General features: G+C 46.0%; 15 protein-coding genes. 8 read left to right on the top strand and 7 right to left on the bottom strand.

The window, feature by feature from the left end; genetic code table 11:
- Positions 1–24: 24 nt before the first annotated feature.
- The 6 genes from NL646_RS05705 to NL646_RS05680 all read right to left on the bottom strand — a co-directional run bounded on the left by NL646_RS05705 (position 25) and on the right by NL646_RS05680 (position 4999).
- Positions 25–291, bottom strand: a complete 267-nt coding sequence (locus tag NL646_RS05705) for a DUF2960 domain-containing protein (protein ID WP_005377584.1) — start codon at positions 289–291, stop codon at positions 25–27.
- 74 nt (positions 292–365) lie between these two features.
- Entirely contained in the window at positions 366–2144 is a 1779-nt protein-coding gene (locus NL646_RS05700; protein WP_253663962.1) for a bifunctional molybdopterin-guanine dinucleotide biosynthesis adaptor protein MobB/molybdopterin molybdotransferase MoeA, read from the bottom strand.
- Positions 2141–2728, bottom strand: a complete 588-nt coding sequence (gene mobA / locus NL646_RS05695) for a molybdenum cofactor guanylyltransferase MobA (protein WP_005453897.1) — start codon at positions 2726–2728, stop codon at positions 2141–2143. Before mobA ends, NL646_RS05700 begins: the two co-directional genes overlap by 4 nt.
- Positions 2706–3425, bottom strand: coding sequence for an energy-coupling factor ABC transporter ATP-binding protein (locus tag NL646_RS05690; protein ID WP_005396189.1), 720 nt, complete (start codon positions 3423–3425; stop codon positions 2706–2708). Before NL646_RS05690 ends, mobA begins: the two co-directional genes overlap by 23 nt.
- Positions 3426–3475: 50 nt before the next feature.
- On the bottom strand, positions 3476–4174 hold the full coding sequence (locus tag NL646_RS05685; protein ID WP_005396188.1) for an ABC transporter permease: 699 nt from the start codon (positions 4172–4174) through the stop codon (positions 3476–3478).
- 6 nt (positions 4175–4180) lie between these two features.
- Positions 4181–4999, bottom strand: a complete 819-nt coding sequence (locus tag NL646_RS05680; protein WP_005479446.1) for a substrate-binding domain-containing protein — start codon at positions 4997–4999, stop codon at positions 4181–4183.
- A 325-nt stretch (positions 5000–5324) separates the two neighbouring features.
- Between NL646_RS05680 and NL646_RS05675 the strand changes: the two genes are divergently transcribed.
- The 3 genes from NL646_RS05675 to NL646_RS05665 all read left to right on the top strand — a co-directional run bounded on the left by NL646_RS05675 (position 5325) and on the right by NL646_RS05665 (position 10649).
- The gene (locus tag NL646_RS05675; protein WP_005453875.1) at positions 5325–6776 is read left to right on the top strand and encodes a sigma-54 dependent transcriptional regulator; all 1452 of its coding nucleotides are present in this window, start codon (positions 5325–5327) and stop codon (positions 6774–6776) included.
- On the top strand, positions 6766–8805 hold the full coding sequence (locus tag NL646_RS05670) for a cache domain-containing protein (protein WP_025606087.1): 2040 nt from the start codon (positions 6766–6768) through the stop codon (positions 8803–8805). Before NL646_RS05675 ends, NL646_RS05670 begins: the two co-directional genes overlap by 11 nt.
- 251 nt (positions 8806–9056) lie before the next feature.
- Positions 9057–10649: an ABC-F family ATPase gene (locus tag NL646_RS05665; protein WP_253663961.1), complete on the top strand. Its 1593-nt coding sequence runs from the start codon at positions 9057–9059 to the stop codon at positions 10647–10649.
- A gap of 362 nt (positions 10650–11011) precedes the next feature.
- Here the strand turns inward: NL646_RS05665 and NL646_RS05660 are convergent, their stop codons facing one another.
- Positions 11012–11845, bottom strand: coding sequence for a formate dehydrogenase accessory sulfurtransferase FdhD (locus NL646_RS05660; protein WP_005396179.1), 834 nt, complete (start codon positions 11843–11845; stop codon positions 11012–11014).
- A gap of 315 nt (positions 11846–12160) precedes the next feature.
- Here NL646_RS05660 and NL646_RS05655 point away from each other — a divergent pair, with 315 nt between their 5' ends.
- From NL646_RS05655 to NL646_RS05635, 5 genes are all read left to right on the top strand, one after another.
- Entirely contained in the window at positions 12161–12625 is a 465-nt protein-coding gene (locus tag NL646_RS05655; RefSeq protein ID WP_005396177.1) for a DUF3305 domain-containing protein, read from the top strand.
- Positions 12615–13244 (top strand): DUF3306 domain-containing protein, encoded by a 630-nt coding sequence (locus NL646_RS05650; protein ID WP_253663960.1) that lies wholly within the window; start codon positions 12615–12617, stop codon positions 13242–13244. The genes NL646_RS05655 and NL646_RS05650 overlap by 11 nt, the downstream gene beginning before the upstream one ends.
- Positions 13245–13552: 308 nt before the next feature.
- Positions 13553–15214: a 4Fe-4S dicluster domain-containing protein gene (locus tag NL646_RS05645; RefSeq protein WP_253663959.1), complete on the top strand. Its 1662-nt coding sequence runs from the start codon at positions 13553–13555 to the stop codon at positions 15212–15214.
- A 9-nt stretch (positions 15215–15223) separates the two neighbouring features.
- Positions 15224–15850, top strand: a complete 627-nt coding sequence (locus NL646_RS05640) for a molecular chaperone (protein WP_023625034.1) — start codon at positions 15224–15226, stop codon at positions 15848–15850.
- A 73-nt stretch (positions 15851–15923) separates the two neighbouring features.
- On the top strand, positions 15924–16124 hold the full coding sequence (locus NL646_RS05635) for a twin-arginine translocation signal domain-containing protein (RefSeq protein ID WP_005396171.1): 201 nt from the start codon (positions 15924–15926) through the stop codon (positions 16122–16124).
- The last annotated feature ends 3 nt before the right edge of the window (positions 16125–16127 follow it).

Genomic DNA, 16127 nt, shown 5'->3' with positions numbered 1-16127 from the left:
CGAGTTTTCTGTTTGTAGCTAAGCTTATTTATTCTTTTTACCTACGCCTAGGTTTTCTTTTTGAGCTAGGGTAATTTTGCTAAAGCCTAATTTTCTGAAGTAGTTATCGCGGTAGTTGCGCACCGCTTTAGTGTCAGACACTGCTTCGATTTGTTGCTCCATCTTTAGGAACTCAGTGATATCGATACCTTCTGCTTCTGCAACCGCTTCTTGAATGTTGCGGTGCTGCTGGTATGAGAACGTCAGTTCTTTGTCTTGGTCTTTGTAAGTGTAAAGAATGGTGCGAGCCATAGCTGTCTCTCTGAAAAGGTTTCTGTATTAAACAAAAAGGCCAGACTCGCTGACCTTTGAATTTCTAGTTTGGGCTAGATTCTGCCTTGAAGTGGGATAATTGTCACGCTTTCTCCCGCTTTTACTGTATCAATAGCTGGGGAGATTTCGATCAAACAGTTCGCCTCACTCATTGAGCGCAAAATACCAGAGCCTTGCTTGCCTGTTGTGCGAACGGTTAAACGGCCAGTGTTATCCAGTTCATAGATTCCTCGACTAAACTCGGTACGACCTTGGCGAGAGCGAAGATTCTCAGTCGCGATGGCATTCACTTTCAGCGGCTTCCAGCCTTGTTCGCCTTGCATCTTACGCAGTGCAGGCTCAACAAAATTAATGAAAGAGACCATCACGGCAACAGGGTTGCCCGGCAGACCAAAGAACGGCTTGTTGTTGATTTGACCAAACGCTAATGGACGTCCCGGACGCATGTTGATTCGCCAAAAATCGATTTGACCAAGTTTATCCAAGGCAAGTTTGATGTAATCCGCATCACCAACGGATACGCCACCAGAAGTCATAACCACGTCCGCTTGCGCCGATGCGTTTTCCAACGCTTCAATCATTAACTGTTCGTTGTCTTCCAGAATACCGAAATCCAAGATCTCGCAGCCGAGCTTTTCAAGCATGCCCATGATGGTAAAACGGTTGGAATCGTAGATAGAATTCGCTTTTTGCTCTGTTCCCGGCGCTTGTACTTCGTCACCGGTGGAGAACACGGCAACTTTCAATTTGCGGAACACATTCGCTTCACCAAAACCAAGCGAAGCGATCATGCCCATTTCTGGAGAGGCTAGGCGAGTGCCTGCGGTAAAGACGTCACTGCCGATAGCGAGATCTTCACCTGCTTGACGAACGTTTTGGCCTGCTTTGATATTCGAACCGTTAAAGGTGACCTTGTCACCTTCTTGAGAGGCTTGCTCACGCATGACTACTGTGTCGCCGTTAAGTGGTGTTGGTGCGCCGGTCATGATTTTCACCGCTTGACCAACTTCAAGAGGCTGATCGTAAGCATGGCCCGCCATCACTTCAGCAACCACTTGGTAGCTATCGCGGTCTACATCATCACTGCGGATGGCGTAACCGTCCATCGCGGAGTTGGTGTACTGCGGCACGTTTACTGGTGAAATGATATGTTCCGCGAGAACGCGGCCATAGGCGTTTTCAATCTTGCATACTTCTATTTCCGAAACCGTGTTCACCAAAGAAAGGATTTTTTCTTGGCCTTGAACTACAGAAAGGAAAGCCGGAGAAAGTGTGTCGCAACATGCGGCGTCTTTCTCTTTAGATTTTGGTGCTTTTGCATCTTGAACGTATTGAAGAACAAATTGAGCGATGGCATCCAAATCATTGATGTTCATTTGAGGGAGCTCAGAATCTAACTCCGCAGTGTCGGAAGCGATAGCAATGATGTTGTCATCGTGAGGGTAAAGCCAAGGTTTGCCCACTTCTTCACGGTGCAATTCAATTTTAGGAAACGCGATGTTTTTACAGCCTTCGACCAAAACTACATCGAGCTTGTCTTCATCGAAACGTGTTAATAGGTAGTCAAACTCCGCTTCGGCTTCTGGCGTTTCTGTCATTAACGCAAAACGGTTGCGAGAAGCAATCAGCATTTGAGACGCGCCAGCTTTGCGTAAACGGTAGCTGTCTTTACCCGGCTTATCGACATCGAAGTTGTGGTGAGCATGTTTTAGCATGCCAATGCGTAAACCTGCTTCAGTCAGTTTTGGCAATAGGGCTTCAAGTAGCGTGGTTTTGCCTGTGCCTGAATAAGCTGCAAAACCAATAATAGGAATGTTTAGCGTGTGTTTCATGATTCTAATTGTCCAAATTGCGCCAGTTCTTCCGGAGTGTTCAAGTTGACGAAACAGTTTGGTGAGTCGCTAAAGTCAACGTAACTGGTGTTGCACTCTTTGTAGAGCAGAATGATTTTGCGGTCGCCACGTTCTAAAAATGCGGTGAGTTTTGGCAGTACGCGCTTGTGGTAGAGCGTGAAAACAGGTTGCTGATGGTCACCATCATGAGCGACCAAAATATCGCTGTCTTCTTTGACGGCCTGGCAGAAACGCTCGACAAGGTCGGTGTTAATTTGTGGACTATCGCAAGGTACAAATCCGACCCAGTCAGTTTCAGCATGCATCAAACCCGCGTGAATACCGCCCATAGGTCCAGGGAAATCTTTGAATTGATCACTAAATACGAAACCAAATTTGCTGTACGCATCTTGGTTTCGATTGGCATTAATTAAAATGCGTGGTGTTTGTGGAGATAAACGTTCAATAACGTGTTCGATGAGTGGCTTCTGATTTAATTCAATCAGACCTTTATCTTTTCCACCCATACGGCTGGCTTGGCCACCAGCCAAAATGACCCAACTAGTTTGTGTTGGTTGAAGCATATGCATTCTCTTGGGATGTTTCTTTTGGTATGACATACAACAGAGGAGACTCTATCAAAGTCTTGTCTTTAATCCACCACTGTTTTTTACATAAGTCGGTCAGTGCGTTGGTTTGATGGCTTGTCACCACGATACTGGAACCACGATCCAAAAGATCTTTCGCCATCACCACCAATCGCTCAATGGACTCTTGGTCTAAAGACGCACTTGGCTCGTCCATCAATAAAATCGACGGTTTTAAAATCCAAGCTCTTGCCATGGCAACACGCTGTTTTTCACCGCCGGACAACACGGAGATATGTTCGTCCGCTAATGTTTCTAAACCTACCATGCGTAGTGCGTGAATAACTTGAGCTCGCTTATCTTTTGGTGTGTCTTGTTGATATTTCACTCCATAGACTACGTTCTCATAAACAGTGCCGTCAAAAAGGTAAGGAGATTGATGGAGATAAATCACATCGACACGGCCATTGCGGCGCGTCAGTCTTTTTAACCAAGTATCTTTTGGCGCAACAACGTCGCCAGTAGAAGGTTTTAGCAAGCCAGCAAGGATTTTGAGTAGGGTAGTTTTGCCCACACCATTGTCACCCTTGAGATAAATGGCATCATTTGGGCCGATGGCTAACTCAGGGATGTGGAAAAGCACACGCTCTTTAAAGCGCATGGATAACTGCTCGGCGGTGATTTTTATAGTCATAATGCGCCTCTACATGGGGTTAATGGTGAGTCGTTTGTTTGCTTCATGTTCTATGTTCTGAGGTAGCCTTTGCCTCTCATGCTTGATAAGAAGAAGTTTAGTGCCAACGCTAAAGATAGTAATACAATTCCTAATGCAACTCCTTGCGCAAAAGCACCTTTGCTGCTTTCCATTGCGATAGCGGTCGGAATATTGCGCGTCACGCCCATAATGTTTCCGCCTACCATCATTGAGCAGCCCACCTCGGTTACGATACGTGAGAACCCGGCAATGATAGCTGCAAGTAGAGGAAAGCGGGTTTCCCAAATCATCGTAGCGGCCACGCGCGGAATGGAGACACCTAGGGTGATGGCGGTTTCCACTGCGCGACGGTCGCTAGATTGCAATGCGCCATGCATCATCGATACCAAAACAGGGAAGCAGATCACCATTTGGCCGAAGATCATCGCCTTCTGAGTGAACAGCATTTGCCAGTCTCCCCAAGGGCCAGCGCGTGATAGCAACATATACAGCAAAAGGCCAATCACAACGGTAGGAACCGCTTGCAGCGTATTCACGATCGACAGCAAAAACCATTTACCGCGAAAGTCGGTATACGCCAGTACAAAGGACATCAAAATAGCCGGCAAGACCACTAAGGATATTGCCGTGATAGAAACACTAAAGGAGACCGCAACGATCTCCCATAGGTCTGCATCAAAATTCACCAGTAAGCGAAGCGCTTCCAGTGTTGTATCAGCAAGATTCATATTGCGTTATTTGCTCTCAGCATTCGCAACAAACAGTTGTTTACCGTTCAGGCGGAAACCATTGATAAGTTCCTGACCGCGAGGGTTCACCAACCAATCACTGAAAGCTTTCGCGCCTTGGTAGTTGATTGTTGGGTAGCGCTCAGGGTTAACAAGAATAACTTGGTACGGGTTAAACAGTTTTTCATCGCCTTGGAACAGAATTTCTAGATCCAATTTGTTTTGGTAAGCCAACCATGTACCGCGGTCTGACATTGTGTAGCCTTGCATTTCAGACGCCATGTTCAGAGTTGGGCCCATACCTTGACCTACGCTGCGGTAGCCACCAAAGTTTGGTTCGATTTTAGTTTGAGCCCAAAAGCCCATTTCTTTTTTGTGCGTACCAGAATCATCGCCGCGAGAGATGAACGTTGCGTTTTTGTTCGCGATCTCTTTGAACACATCTAACACGCTTTCGTCATCTTTGATTTTTGCTGGATCTGCTTTAGGGCCAACAATCACAAAGTCGTTGTACATCAGCTTACGAGGTAGAACGCCGTAGCCTTTCTCAACGAATGTGCCTTCGGCTTTTGGTGCGTGAGTCATCACCAAATCTACGTCACCGTTTTCGCCCATTTTTAGCGCTTTGCCAGTACCGGCAGCAATAACATCGACTTTGTAGCCAGTGTCTTTTTCAAATTGTGGAAGTAGGTAGTCAAGCAAGCCCGAGTGGTAAGTACTGGTTGTAGTTGCTAGGCGGACGTGTTCAGCGTCTTGAGCAGAAAATGCAGAGTAGCTTACAAGCGTGATTGACGTTGCGGCCAATGTTAGCGCAATTTTTTTCATTTTTATGTGTTTCCTTTCCAATGATTCTTTGGCTTCTATCCGTCTAGGTGACAGCGAAGTCTCCGGAGCGATCTTGATTGCTCAAATCACAAGTTGCCTTAGGGTGTTGGAATAGCAAGTTCTCCAACATCCTGAGATCACTTGGATACCCCTTATAGCAAACAAGATGCCAACATTTTACAAGCCGAAAATGTTTGATTTATGCGCGGATTCATGGAGTTATTTGCACAAAAGTTTGCGTTGGTACAAAATGTCGCACTTTTTGTAGGGTATATCGTTTCAAACTTGGTACACTCTGTCCCATCCGAATCCATCTGGGGTAAATATGTCTACTCAATCCCATATTAGTACAAACCAACAATATAACGCCTTTTCCGTACTGGTCGTTGATGATGAATTGGGCATGCAAGCCATTTTAAAAAAGGCATTGGGAAAGCTTTTCTCACATGTCGACACCGCAGGCAGCATCGAAGAAGCAGAACAACTGCGCAATTCTCGCCATTATGATTTGATTTTGCTGGATATTAATCTGCCGGGGCGTTCTGGGATTGAATGGGAAGAAGCGTTTGAAGATGATGAAAAACGCGCCGATGTGATTTTCATGACGGGTTATGCGGATCTAGAAATTGCCATTCGAGCGCTGCAGCTCGGTGCTTCCGACTTTATCCTCAAACCATTTAACCTTGAGCAGATGTTAAAAGCGGTCAGCCGCTGTATGGATCGCCGTTTGAACGAGCGCATGCAGTACGCTATGAAGCGTGATTATCAGCGTCACAATACTTCCGAGATCATTGGTGGTTCAGAAAAAACGCGTCAGCTCAAACAACTTATCACACAGTTTGCTCCATCACGTGCCTCAGTATTGGTTGAAGGCGAATCAGGTACGGGCAAAGAGTTGGTCGCGCGAGGCATTCACCAAGCAAGTGGGCGAACGGGCCCATTTGTGCCTATCAACTGTGGGGCGATTGCGCCAGAGCTACTCGAAAGTGAGTTATTTGGTCACACATCAGGTGCGTTTACTGGAGCGAAAAAGTCACGCGAAGGTTTGTTCCGCGTAGCGAATGGCGGCACTTTATTCCTTGATGAAATTGGAGAAATGCCGCTTTCCATGCAGGCATCATTATTGCGCGTGTTAGAGCAGCGTACAATTCGTCCTGTCGGTTCAGAAAGAGAGATCAGCATTGATGTCCGTATCGTGGCGGCAACCAACCGTAATCTGCAAGAAGAGGTTAACCAAGGCAATTTTCGCAGTGACCTGTATTACCGTTTAAACGTTCTGAAAATTGAAGTGTGTCCGCTACGAGAGCGCAAAACCGACTTATTTGAGTTAGTGCCATTTTTCAGCAACATGCTGACGCGCGAGCTCGGTATGCCTGCGCCAAAATGGGCGCACGAAGACATGGAAGCCATGAGTGAATACGATTGGCCGGGCAACATTCGTGAGCTGAAGAACCTCATCGAGCGCTGCATTTTGCTTGGTAAGCCACCAGCACATTACTGGCGAGAGCTGAACGGAGGTCATTCTCTGCCTAATGTTTCGATTACCGTTTCTCACTCCGCCGAGTTACCAACTTTTAGAGAAGGCAAAGAATTTACTGGCGAAGGCTACCCAAACAATTGGACTTTAAAAGAAGTCGAGAAAGCGCACATCAAACAAGTTGTTAATTTGCATGAGGGCAATAAATCGGCAGCAGCGCGCGACTTAGGCGTTGCACGCAAGACGTTAGAACGCAAGTACAAAGAATGGGATTCTGAGGATGAGGGATATGCCGACTAACTGGCAGCAGCACAAAGGATTGTCGAAATGGACGCACCGTTTTAAAACCATGGTGCGTTATCGCTTATTGATTTTAACCTCTGCACCGATCTTCCTTACGTTGATAGCGCTGATCGGTATTACGATTTATTGGTCTATCCATTACACGTGGCAAAACGCGCTGCTGGATGTGTCAGAGCGTTTGGGTGTAGCAAATAACAGCGTGACGTTGTTACAACAAAAGCAAGCCAATTACGTGCGAGCGTTTGCTGACTCCTACGACTTCCGAACCCGAATCAATCAAGGGACACCACAAGACGAGCTACAAAAGTGGGTTACTGAACAGAAAAAACGTTACTCCCTAGACTTTCTCTCTTTCCAACGCGTTAATTCGATGGAAAACAAATTCCGTTTTATGGATCTCACCAAGCGCGAATCGTTTTTTGATGTACTCAATCGGGAACAGCTCGAACAGCTCGATCCGGAACTCGCCAAACGGGCCGAAGTGCCCATTCTGGCTGACGGTGGAATGGAAGCGCGCGGCTTGGTGAGCCGTACCGTTATTCCGGTATACAGCCAAGCGAACGATTTGATCGGCTTCCTTGATGGTGGTTTGCTCCTCAACAACAGTACTGTGCTGGTGGATCAAATCCGCGATCTCATTTATCTCAGTGATAATGACCGCCTTCGCCCTGTGGGTACGTTGACCGTGTTTCTTGATGATTTGCGTGTGAGCACCAACGTTCCTCTAGACAGCGACCATAGGCTAGGGCGCGCTATTGGTACGCGAGTGAGTGCAGAAGTGTATAACCAAGTGCTCTCTCAAGGTCAGCAATGGGTCGACCGCGCGTATGTGTACGACGCCTGGTACATCACCGCTTATCAACCAATCAAAGACCAGTACGATAACGTCATTGGCATGCTTTATACCGGCTACCTGATGTGGCCATTTGTGAAAGCGTACATGACCAACATCGCCGAAATCAGCCTTATTACCTTAATGCTATTACTGGTTTCTGGCGTCATGGTTTATCGTGGTTCGCGTGATTTGTTCCGGCCAATAGAGCGCATTCATAAAGTCGTTAAGCTCGTTCAACTTGGCAAAGAGAAACGTATTGGTCCACTGGGGCTGGATGATCATCATGAGTTGGCGCAGTTGGCTAGACAGTTCGACAATATGCTTGACGCCTTGGAAGATCGCAAAATCGAACTCAAAAATGCTGCGGCGCAGTTGGAGTGTAAAGTTCAAGAGCGAACGGCTAGCTTGCGAGAAAAAACTGAGGAACTCGAACTTCACATTCAGTTGCTCAACCAAACCCGCGATAAATTGGTAGTGCATGAAAAACTAGCGGCGCTCGGTGAGCTGACCGCCGGGATTGCACACGAAATCAATAATCCAACTGCGGTAATTCTTGGTAACGTTGAGTTGATTCACTTTGAGTTGGGTGAAGATGCGAGTCGAGTTCAAGAAGAAATTGATGCAATTCACGCGCAAATTGACCGTATCCGCAATATCACTCGCAGTTTATTGCAATACAGTCGCCAAGGCGGTGTTCAAGATGAAATCACTTGGCAACATGTCAACCCGATCATTGATGAGAGCATCACATTGGTCAAAACCGGTACTAAGAAGCGCGACGTCGAATTTGTTACCGATTTACAAGCGCATACGCCAGTTGAAATTAATCGCCATCACTTGCTACAAATTTTGGTTAACCTGCAAATGAACGCCATTCATGCGATGAACGGCAAAGGAAAACTGATCGTAATGAGTGAAGATTGGATTGAAGAAGGTGAAATAAAGGGCGCAGCGATTCATGTTATCGACGATGGTTGTGGTATCAAACCAGAAAACTTAAATCGAATTTTCTCACCGTTTTACACGACGAAACGCGACGGCACCGGATTAGGCTTGTCGGTTTCGCAAAGTATTCTTAGTCAAACCGGTGGCGAGCTGAAAGCCGAATCGGAGTGGGGTAAAGGAAGTACATTCAGCATCTATTTACCAAAGAAAGCCGAGCTACTGCTGGAAGTGACGAACATCGCGTAATGTAAACCAACGCCAGTTCCATCAAAAAAGGTCAGTGAAGACTGGCCTTTTTCTTATCTACTCATCTTATCCTTCGTTGCCACTTTAAGTACGACAAATGACATGGATTTTTCGCCTTTTCGTACAGAAAAACACAGGTAACGAAACATATTTCCCATTAATTAATAAAAACAAAACTTGAAGTATGTAGCTTGAAGCAGTACCGTTGCCCGGTTTTTTCTCAATACACTTAAATTGCTAAGGTAAAGGTTTTGATCTCCACAGCGAATATCACTCAACAATTTGGCGCTAAGCCGTTATTTGAAAACATCTCAGTTAAGTTTGGCGAAGGTAACCGCTACGGCTTAATCGGGGCTAACGGTTGTGGTAAATCAACCTTTATGAAGATCTTAAGCGGTGAGCTTGAGCCAACAGGCGGTAACGTAAGCTACGATCCAAACGAGCGTGTTGCAAAGCTAAACCAGGATCAGTTCGCGTACGAAGAATTCACGGTTATCGACACGGTAATCATGGGTCACAAAGAGCTTTGGGAAGTGAAGCAAGAGCGTGACCGTATTTACTCTTTGCCAGAAATGAGCGAAGAAGACGGCATGAAAGTGGCTGACCTTGAAGTTCAATTCGCGGAAATGGACGGCTACATGGCAGAAGCAAAAGCGGGTGAACTGCTTCTTGCTGTAGGCATCCCAATGGAACAACACTTCGGTTTAATGAGCGAAGTGGCTCCAGGTTGGAAACTGCGTGTGCTTCTAGCGCAAATCCTGTTTGCTGACCCAGACATCATGCTACTTGACGAACCAACCAACAACTTGGACATGGATACGATCCGTTGGTTGGAAGACACGCTAAACGCGCGTAACTGCACGATGATCATCATCTCGCACGACCGTCACTTCCTAAACTCAGTATGTACGCACATGGCTGACTTGGATTACGGTGAACTACGTGTTTACCCAGGTAACTACGACGAGTACATGACCGCGGCTTCTCAAGCTCGCGAACGTCTACTTAGCGACAACGCGAAGAAGAAAGCTCAAATCGCTGAGCTACAAACTTTCGTGGCGCGTTTCTCTGCAAACGCATCGAAAGCAAAACAAGCTACGTCTCGCGCTAAGCAAATTGACAAGATTAAACTGGACGAAGTTAAAGCGTCTAGCCGTCAAAACCCATTCATTCGTTTCGAACAGTCGAAAGAACTGTTCCGTAACGCTCTGATTGTTGAAAACCTAAGCCAAGGTTTTGAAGAGGACTTGTTCTCAGACTTCAATGCAATTTTTGAAGTGGGTGAGCGCGTTGCGATCATCGGTGAGAACGGTGTGGGTAAAACAACTCTTCTAAACACGCTTGCTGGTGTACTTGAACCTCGTGCGGGTGAGTTCAAATGGTCTGAAAATGCAAACATCGGTTACTACGCGCAAGACCACGCGCATGAGTTTGCAGATGACATGAACTTAACGGATTGGATGGGTCAATGGCGTCAAGAGGGCGACGACGAGCAAGTGGTTCGTGGTTTCCTAGGTCGTATGCTGTTTGGTCAAGACGACATTAAGAAGTCAGTAAAAGTGCTATCTGGTGGTGAGCAAGGTCGTATGTTGCTTGGCAAGCTGATGATGCACAAGCCAAACATGTTGCTAATGGACGAACCAACCAACCACATGGATATGGAATCGATCGAATCTTTGAACACTGCGCTTGAGCAATACAAAGGCACGTTGTTCTTCGTATCTCACGACCGTGTGTTCGTAGACTCGCTAGCAACACGTATTATCGAAATTCGCGATGGCAAGATTTCAGACTTCAAAGGTACTTACTCTGAGTTCTTGAAATCTCGTGGCGTTGACGCGTAATCACTCATACAGCGCTTGAAAAGTAAAAGCCTCGCTATTTAGCGAGGCTTTTTTAATTGGTCTTAATCCTTAAACTGACCGGTTAGATACGCATATATGCCGACGACACCAAATGTAATGATCATTGAGAGCATAATGCCACTGGGCGTGAGCAAAAAATTCCACAGTTGGTCATTGTCCATAGTTCACATCCTTTGTGAATGAGCTGTAGTTAGCATCAATTAAAACAAGTGTTGTTATTGCTACAACAAACGTTGCTATTTCTGGCTTATATCGCTTAGTTAAGCCTTCATAACGTGATGATTTACTTATCCCAATCGTTATAAGTTTACACTAATCGGCGGTTTTGTAATATGTTCTCGTTAACGAGATGCGCTTTCGCCTTTCACATCAAACTCAATCTTGTCCGCTCCGGTAAATACTTGGAATCGCAAACCTTTCGCACGCGCAATGGTCGTAATGCCAAATTGCTTCGCTAGATCTAACCCCATTTGAGTAACGCCAGAGCGAGAAAGTAGAACAGGAATGCCCATTTGAGCTACTTTAATCACCATCTCTGATGTAAGGCGACCTGTTGTGTAGAAAATTTTATCTTCACCTGTCTCTTCTTTGAGCCACATCTCACCTGCAAGCGTATCCACTGCGTTGTGACGGCCGACATCTTCCACAAATGACAATACCTCATTGCCTTTGCAAACCGCACAGCCATGCACCGCGCCCGCTTTTTTGTAGGTGTCGTTGTAATGAGTCAACGCTTCTAGTGCGGAGTAGATTTCTGATTGCTTAAGCGGAACTTGAGGCACTTGGTAGTTCTCAAGTTGTTTCATCACGTTGCCATACATGGTGCCTTGACCACAGCCAGATGTGACGGTTTTCTTTTTCAGAGCGCCTTCTAAATGTTCGGTATTTTCTTTAGTAATCACCGCTGCGGAATGCGTTTCCCAGTCAATAATGACGGATTCAATCGCTGCTGGATCGGACAGGAAGCTTTGGTTTTTTAAATAACCCAGTACTAGCGCTTCTGGACGCGAACCTAGCGTCATGAGCGTGACCACTTCTTTCCAGTTCAGCATGACCGTAAGAGGACGCTCGCAAGCGATTTGCTTCGTGAGCTTTTCGCCGTACTCGTCGTACACATCGACTTCAATGGTTTGCAGGGGATTTTCACTGGTTTTAATAATATTTGGTTTCAGCACAGTCGTGTCCTAGTGATTAAGAGCGTTAGGTTGCTACGCATTTAGCTTGCTAAGTGGTTAGCAAAGCAAATCTCGTTCCAAAATAGCGGTTCCCATAAAAATTGCGAGGTTTTATGTCAACAATGCATTAAAACTGCGATATCGCAGTAATGACACATCAATAAATTTGAGTTTCAACTACTTTGGTACTTGAGTATAGCGCTGCGTATAGGATTGATTTGGCGCGGTTATTGCTTTGTAGCGATGAAATGGATGAAAGCCAAGGTCAAAATGTCCTGTGAGTTTTCAGACCAAAATAGAAAAACTGGGTGAGTTATGTCGGATAAGAAAGATTTCGAGAACAATTACGAGAAGACTGAAGACGCATGGCCAATTGGCGTAGAGCTTGTTGAGCATGAGATCAGTACAGGGATTTGGGTGACAACCCAATGGCAGTTGACGGGATTTGCGCTAAATCCGACGGAAGAGACTCCAGATGTTTGTCTGTTGCAATTGCACAAAGACGAGCGTACAGACTACCGCTTTAACTTAAGCTCTCAGCAACCTAAACTTTTTTTAGTGATGGATAACGTCGAGTCTGGTGAAAAACCAGCGATACAGCTACTAACGGCTTCACAATCTGTCGCGGCGCAATATATGGATGGCGACAATCTTGTACTATCCAACGATATGCCGTTAGCCGTTCAGGCTTGGATGGAAGCCTTTATTGGTCGTCACGGTGAGTTATTAGAAGTAAGACGTAAGAAACGCAAAGGAGCGGGCAGAGCAAATGGCAACTAGTTTTTTAAGCCGTTGGTCGAAACGTAAATTAGAAGAATCTTCCCAACAGGATGAAGAGATCACGCCGATAGCAGAGACGGAGCAATCCGAAGATTGTGTCACAGCGCTTTCAAACGCTGACGAAAGCTCAGACGCTTTGAACGTCAACGAGGTTAGTCAGTCACCAGACATTACCGCGAGTGTAGAGACTGAAAAGCCCGAAGAAATGTCTGTGGCGCAACTGCTGGTTTCTGAAGCTTCAGAAAGCGTTAAGAAAGCCGCGCTGCGCAAAATGTTCTTGTCCGAAGAATTTAACGTGCGTGATGGCCTAGACGATTACGATGATGATTACAGTAACTTAAAGTCACTTTCTAAAGACGTCGCAGAGACGCTGCGTGATTGGGTTAAAGAAAAAGTGGAAGAAGAACCAGACACTGAAACGGCGCAAGGATCTGAACTTAACGCTGACCATATCGCATCTGAAGTGGTTGAAGACGCAGAACCAAATGCCGAAAAAAGTGCCGGAATTACCCAAGATGAAAATGAACTGTATATAAATACAGTGTCTGGTGAAAGTGATACTTTTGCTGAGGAGTCACCGCCTAACGAGGTGAGACAAAATATACCACACAAAGAATAGGTACATTTTGACTAAACACTCAATGAACCGGCTGGGACAAAATGTCTCAACCGGTTTTTTTATCCCTACTATTTGTCGGTAAAATATCTAAGTGATTGAATTTTAGTTGATATTTTATTGGCATGACATTTGCTATTTGTTGCTCAATACCAATCTGGTTGAAGTTAGTCCGGACGCACTGCGTAGTATTCATCGCCTATAGATGGCGGAATAAGAATGCTCATTGATAAGTTAATCAGCAGAATCTCCGGCGCTAACTACACTAAGAGATGGAAAAGACTATCCATGTTCATAAATGGAATTGAGCAATGCTGAAACAATTATTAGAACAAGCAACTTCCAATAACGGTAAAGCGAGGCTGTACGCTTTCGAAAATACCGTAGAGTTGACCAATCTTATTCCACCAACCGTAAGCTATGAAAGCGGCGGTAATACTTTGATTGTGGGTCCAACGGCAATCATCGAAAGTGCGGCAGCGCAATTGTCGCAAATGAACAGCCTAACGCTGCTTTCTACCGATGGCGAAAAGGGAACAAATCCCGAGCTTTACTACGCCAATTCGGTTCAGGTTTCAGGGTTCTTAGGTACGTTTGAAGTTCTCATTGAAAATCATGGTTCGACCAACAATCTTGCCAAGGTCGCGATCAATAGCGATTGTTTCGATATCGTACTCGATCTTTGCCTAAACAGCTGCATGTCGGAAGAAGTACCAGTACCGGGCTACTACCCAGTTGGTCGTGGCTATCCGAAACTGGCTGAAGCGTTGGAAGAAATTCCAACCTTGATGGGGACGTTCGATAAACCGAAATTCTTCCGTTTAGATACCGATCTATGTGCACACAGCTCTCGTGGCGTAAAAGGTTGCGAACGTTGTGTGGATGCTTGTCCGGCAGGGGCACTATCGAGTGAAGGCAGCGACAAAACGGGCCATCGCATCGAGATCAACCCATACCTGTGCCAAGGCGTGGGTACTTGTGCTACAGCGTGTCCGACAGAAGCTATTCATTACGCATTGCCAAACCCCGAAGATACGCAAAAGTTTATTGAACGTACGCTAGCCAACTATGAGCAAGCGGGTGGTTTAGATCCTATCGTATTGATTTGTAGTTCACGCCACGAGAGCTATAACGTGATGGCACTAAAAGCACTGCCAGATAATGTGATTCCAATTGTGGTGGAAGAACTGCCTTCGGTTGGTATAGATACTTGGTTTGCCGCGCTTGTGAACGGTGCCACTCAGGTGCTGTTTGCGGCTTCGCGTTTTATGCCTCAAACCATTATTCGTGTGCTTAATAGCGAAGTAGGTATTGCTCAAGAGCTGCTCGACCAGCTTGGTATCGCTAAAGAAACCATCGACATTTTGTATCTAGAGTCACTACGTGAAGGTGTTCCGACACTTTGTACCGAGTCTTTTGATTTGGCTTTAGGTGATTTGCAAGGTAACAAACGTCAGCGTCTATTTACGGCGTTGGATGCGTTGTCCGCATCACGTATTCCAGTTGAAAACATTGTTGAACTGCCAGCGAACGCACCTTACGGCACGGTCTCTTGTGAAAGCAAAGATTGTACGTTGTGCATGAGCTGTGTGGCAGTGTGTCCAACACGTGCATTGCATACGGACGGCCAATCTCCGTCACTTAAATTCGTCGAGCAAGACTGCATTCAATGTGGGCTGTGCGAGAAAGCGTGTCCAGAGAAAGTGCTGACGCTTACTCCTCGTATGAACTGGGTGAAAGAAGAACGCCAGAAAGCGGTTGTGATTCATGAAGAAAAGGCAGCCGAGTGCATTCGCTGTCACAAGCCTTTTGCTCCGCAATCGATGATCGACATGCTGCAAAACAAGCTTCGTGGTCATTCTCATTTCTCTGATGAAGCCGCCATTAATCGCATCGCCATGTGTGAAGACTGTCGTGTGATCGACATGTTTGAGTCGATGGCTGCTGATCCAATGAATCAATTGAAATACTAGGAGCTCGCAGTGGATACACAACAAGAACAAACACTGAGAACGGACATTTATCTCGTTCTATCCGCGCTTTTTCGTAGTGCGCCAAGTGAGGAAATGCTGGCGTTCTTGAAATCGCTAGAAATTGAACCGTCTGAGAGCGCGATGCAAAAAGCTTGGCTCGCACTGCAAGAAGCCGCGAACGAAGCGCAGCGAGAAGCGTTAGAAGAAGAATATCAAGATCTGTTTATTGGCATTGGACGTGGTGAAGTTGTGCCATTCGGGTCTTGGCATCGTACGGGCTCGATGATGGAAAAACCGTTAGCGGAAATTCGTCGCGATTTGGAACTTTTAGGCATCGAACGGGAAGAGAACGTGAAAGAGCCTGAAGACCATATTTCTGCACTGTGCGAAGTGATGGCAATGCTGACGGGTGAAGAGGAAGAACTTCAACAAGCGGTGTTTAACAAACACATCGCCCCTTGGTTCCAATCTTTTACGCGCCAACTAGAGAATGCAGAAAGCGTGAACTTCTACAAGCCAGCTGCGCAGCTTTGCGATGCGTTTTTAACGTTAGAGCAAGTGCGCTTTAGCGTGAACACCAAAAGCAGTAAGAGCAAATTAAAAATTGATGTGAAAAACGTCACTGATTACGAGTAATCGAGCAGTACTTGGTCATATCGATAGAGAGGCATGAGTCTCCAAAGATCTACCGTAAGGTAAGGAAGCAATGATGAAAGATAATAAAGAAATAAACACAAGCCGTAGGGATCTCCTAAAAGGCTTCACAACCGCTGCCGTTGCTGGTGCTGTTGTTGCGGGAACCACGAAAGTGGCCGTTGCTTCAGAAACGGTTGAGCCTTCTGAGAAAGACGTGAAGAAGAAAGGGTATCGTGAAACTCAACACATTCGCGATTACTACGACACACTTTAGGAG

Source organism: Vibrio sp. Y20_XG_PY13 (genome assembly GCF_024181925.1).
GTDB lineage: Bacteria > Pseudomonadota > Gammaproteobacteria > Enterobacterales > Vibrionaceae > Vibrio > Vibrio parahaemolyticus.
The sequence above is the reverse complement of the archived record's forward strand: the minus strand, read 5'-3'. Positions and strand labels throughout refer to the sequence as shown.

Coding starts and splice junctions, on each gene's coding strand:
- NL646_RS05680 (WP_005479446.1), bottom strand. CDS start 4,999: ATGAAAAAAATTGCGCTAACATTGGCCGCAACGTCAATCACGCTTGTA.
- NL646_RS05690 (WP_005396189.1), bottom strand. CDS start 3,425: ATGACTATAAAAATCACCGCCGAGCAGTTATCCATGCGCTTTAAAGAG.
- NL646_RS05675 (WP_005453875.1), top strand. CDS start 5,325: ATGTCTACTCAATCCCATATTAGTACAAACCAACAATATAACGCCTTT.
- NL646_RS05650 (WP_253663960.1), top strand. CDS start 12,615: ATGGCAACTAGTTTTTTAAGCCGTTGGTCGAAACGTAAATTAGAAGAA.
- NL646_RS05705 (WP_005377584.1), bottom strand. CDS start 291: ATGGCTCGCACCATTCTTTACACTTACAAAGACCAAGACAAAGAACTG.
- NL646_RS05635 (WP_005396171.1), top strand. CDS start 15,924: ATGAAAGATAATAAAGAAATAAACACAAGCCGTAGGGATCTCCTAAAA.
- NL646_RS05655 (WP_005396177.1), top strand. CDS start 12,161: ATGTCGGATAAGAAAGATTTCGAGAACAATTACGAGAAGACTGAAGAC.
- NL646_RS05685 (WP_005396188.1), bottom strand. CDS start 4,174: ATGAATCTTGCTGATACAACACTGGAAGCGCTTCGCTTACTGGTGAAT.
- NL646_RS05670 (WP_025606087.1), top strand. CDS start 6,766: ATGCCGACTAACTGGCAGCAGCACAAAGGATTGTCGAAATGGACGCAC.
- mobA (WP_005453897.1), bottom strand. CDS start 2,728: ATGCTTCAACCAACACAAACTAGTTGGGTCATTTTGGCTGGTGGCCAA.
- NL646_RS05700 (WP_253663962.1), bottom strand. CDS start 2,144: ATGAAACACACGCTAAACATTCCTATTATTGGTTTTGCAGCTTATTCA.
- NL646_RS05645 (WP_253663959.1), top strand. CDS start 13,553: ATGCTGAAACAATTATTAGAACAAGCAACTTCCAATAACGGTAAAGCG.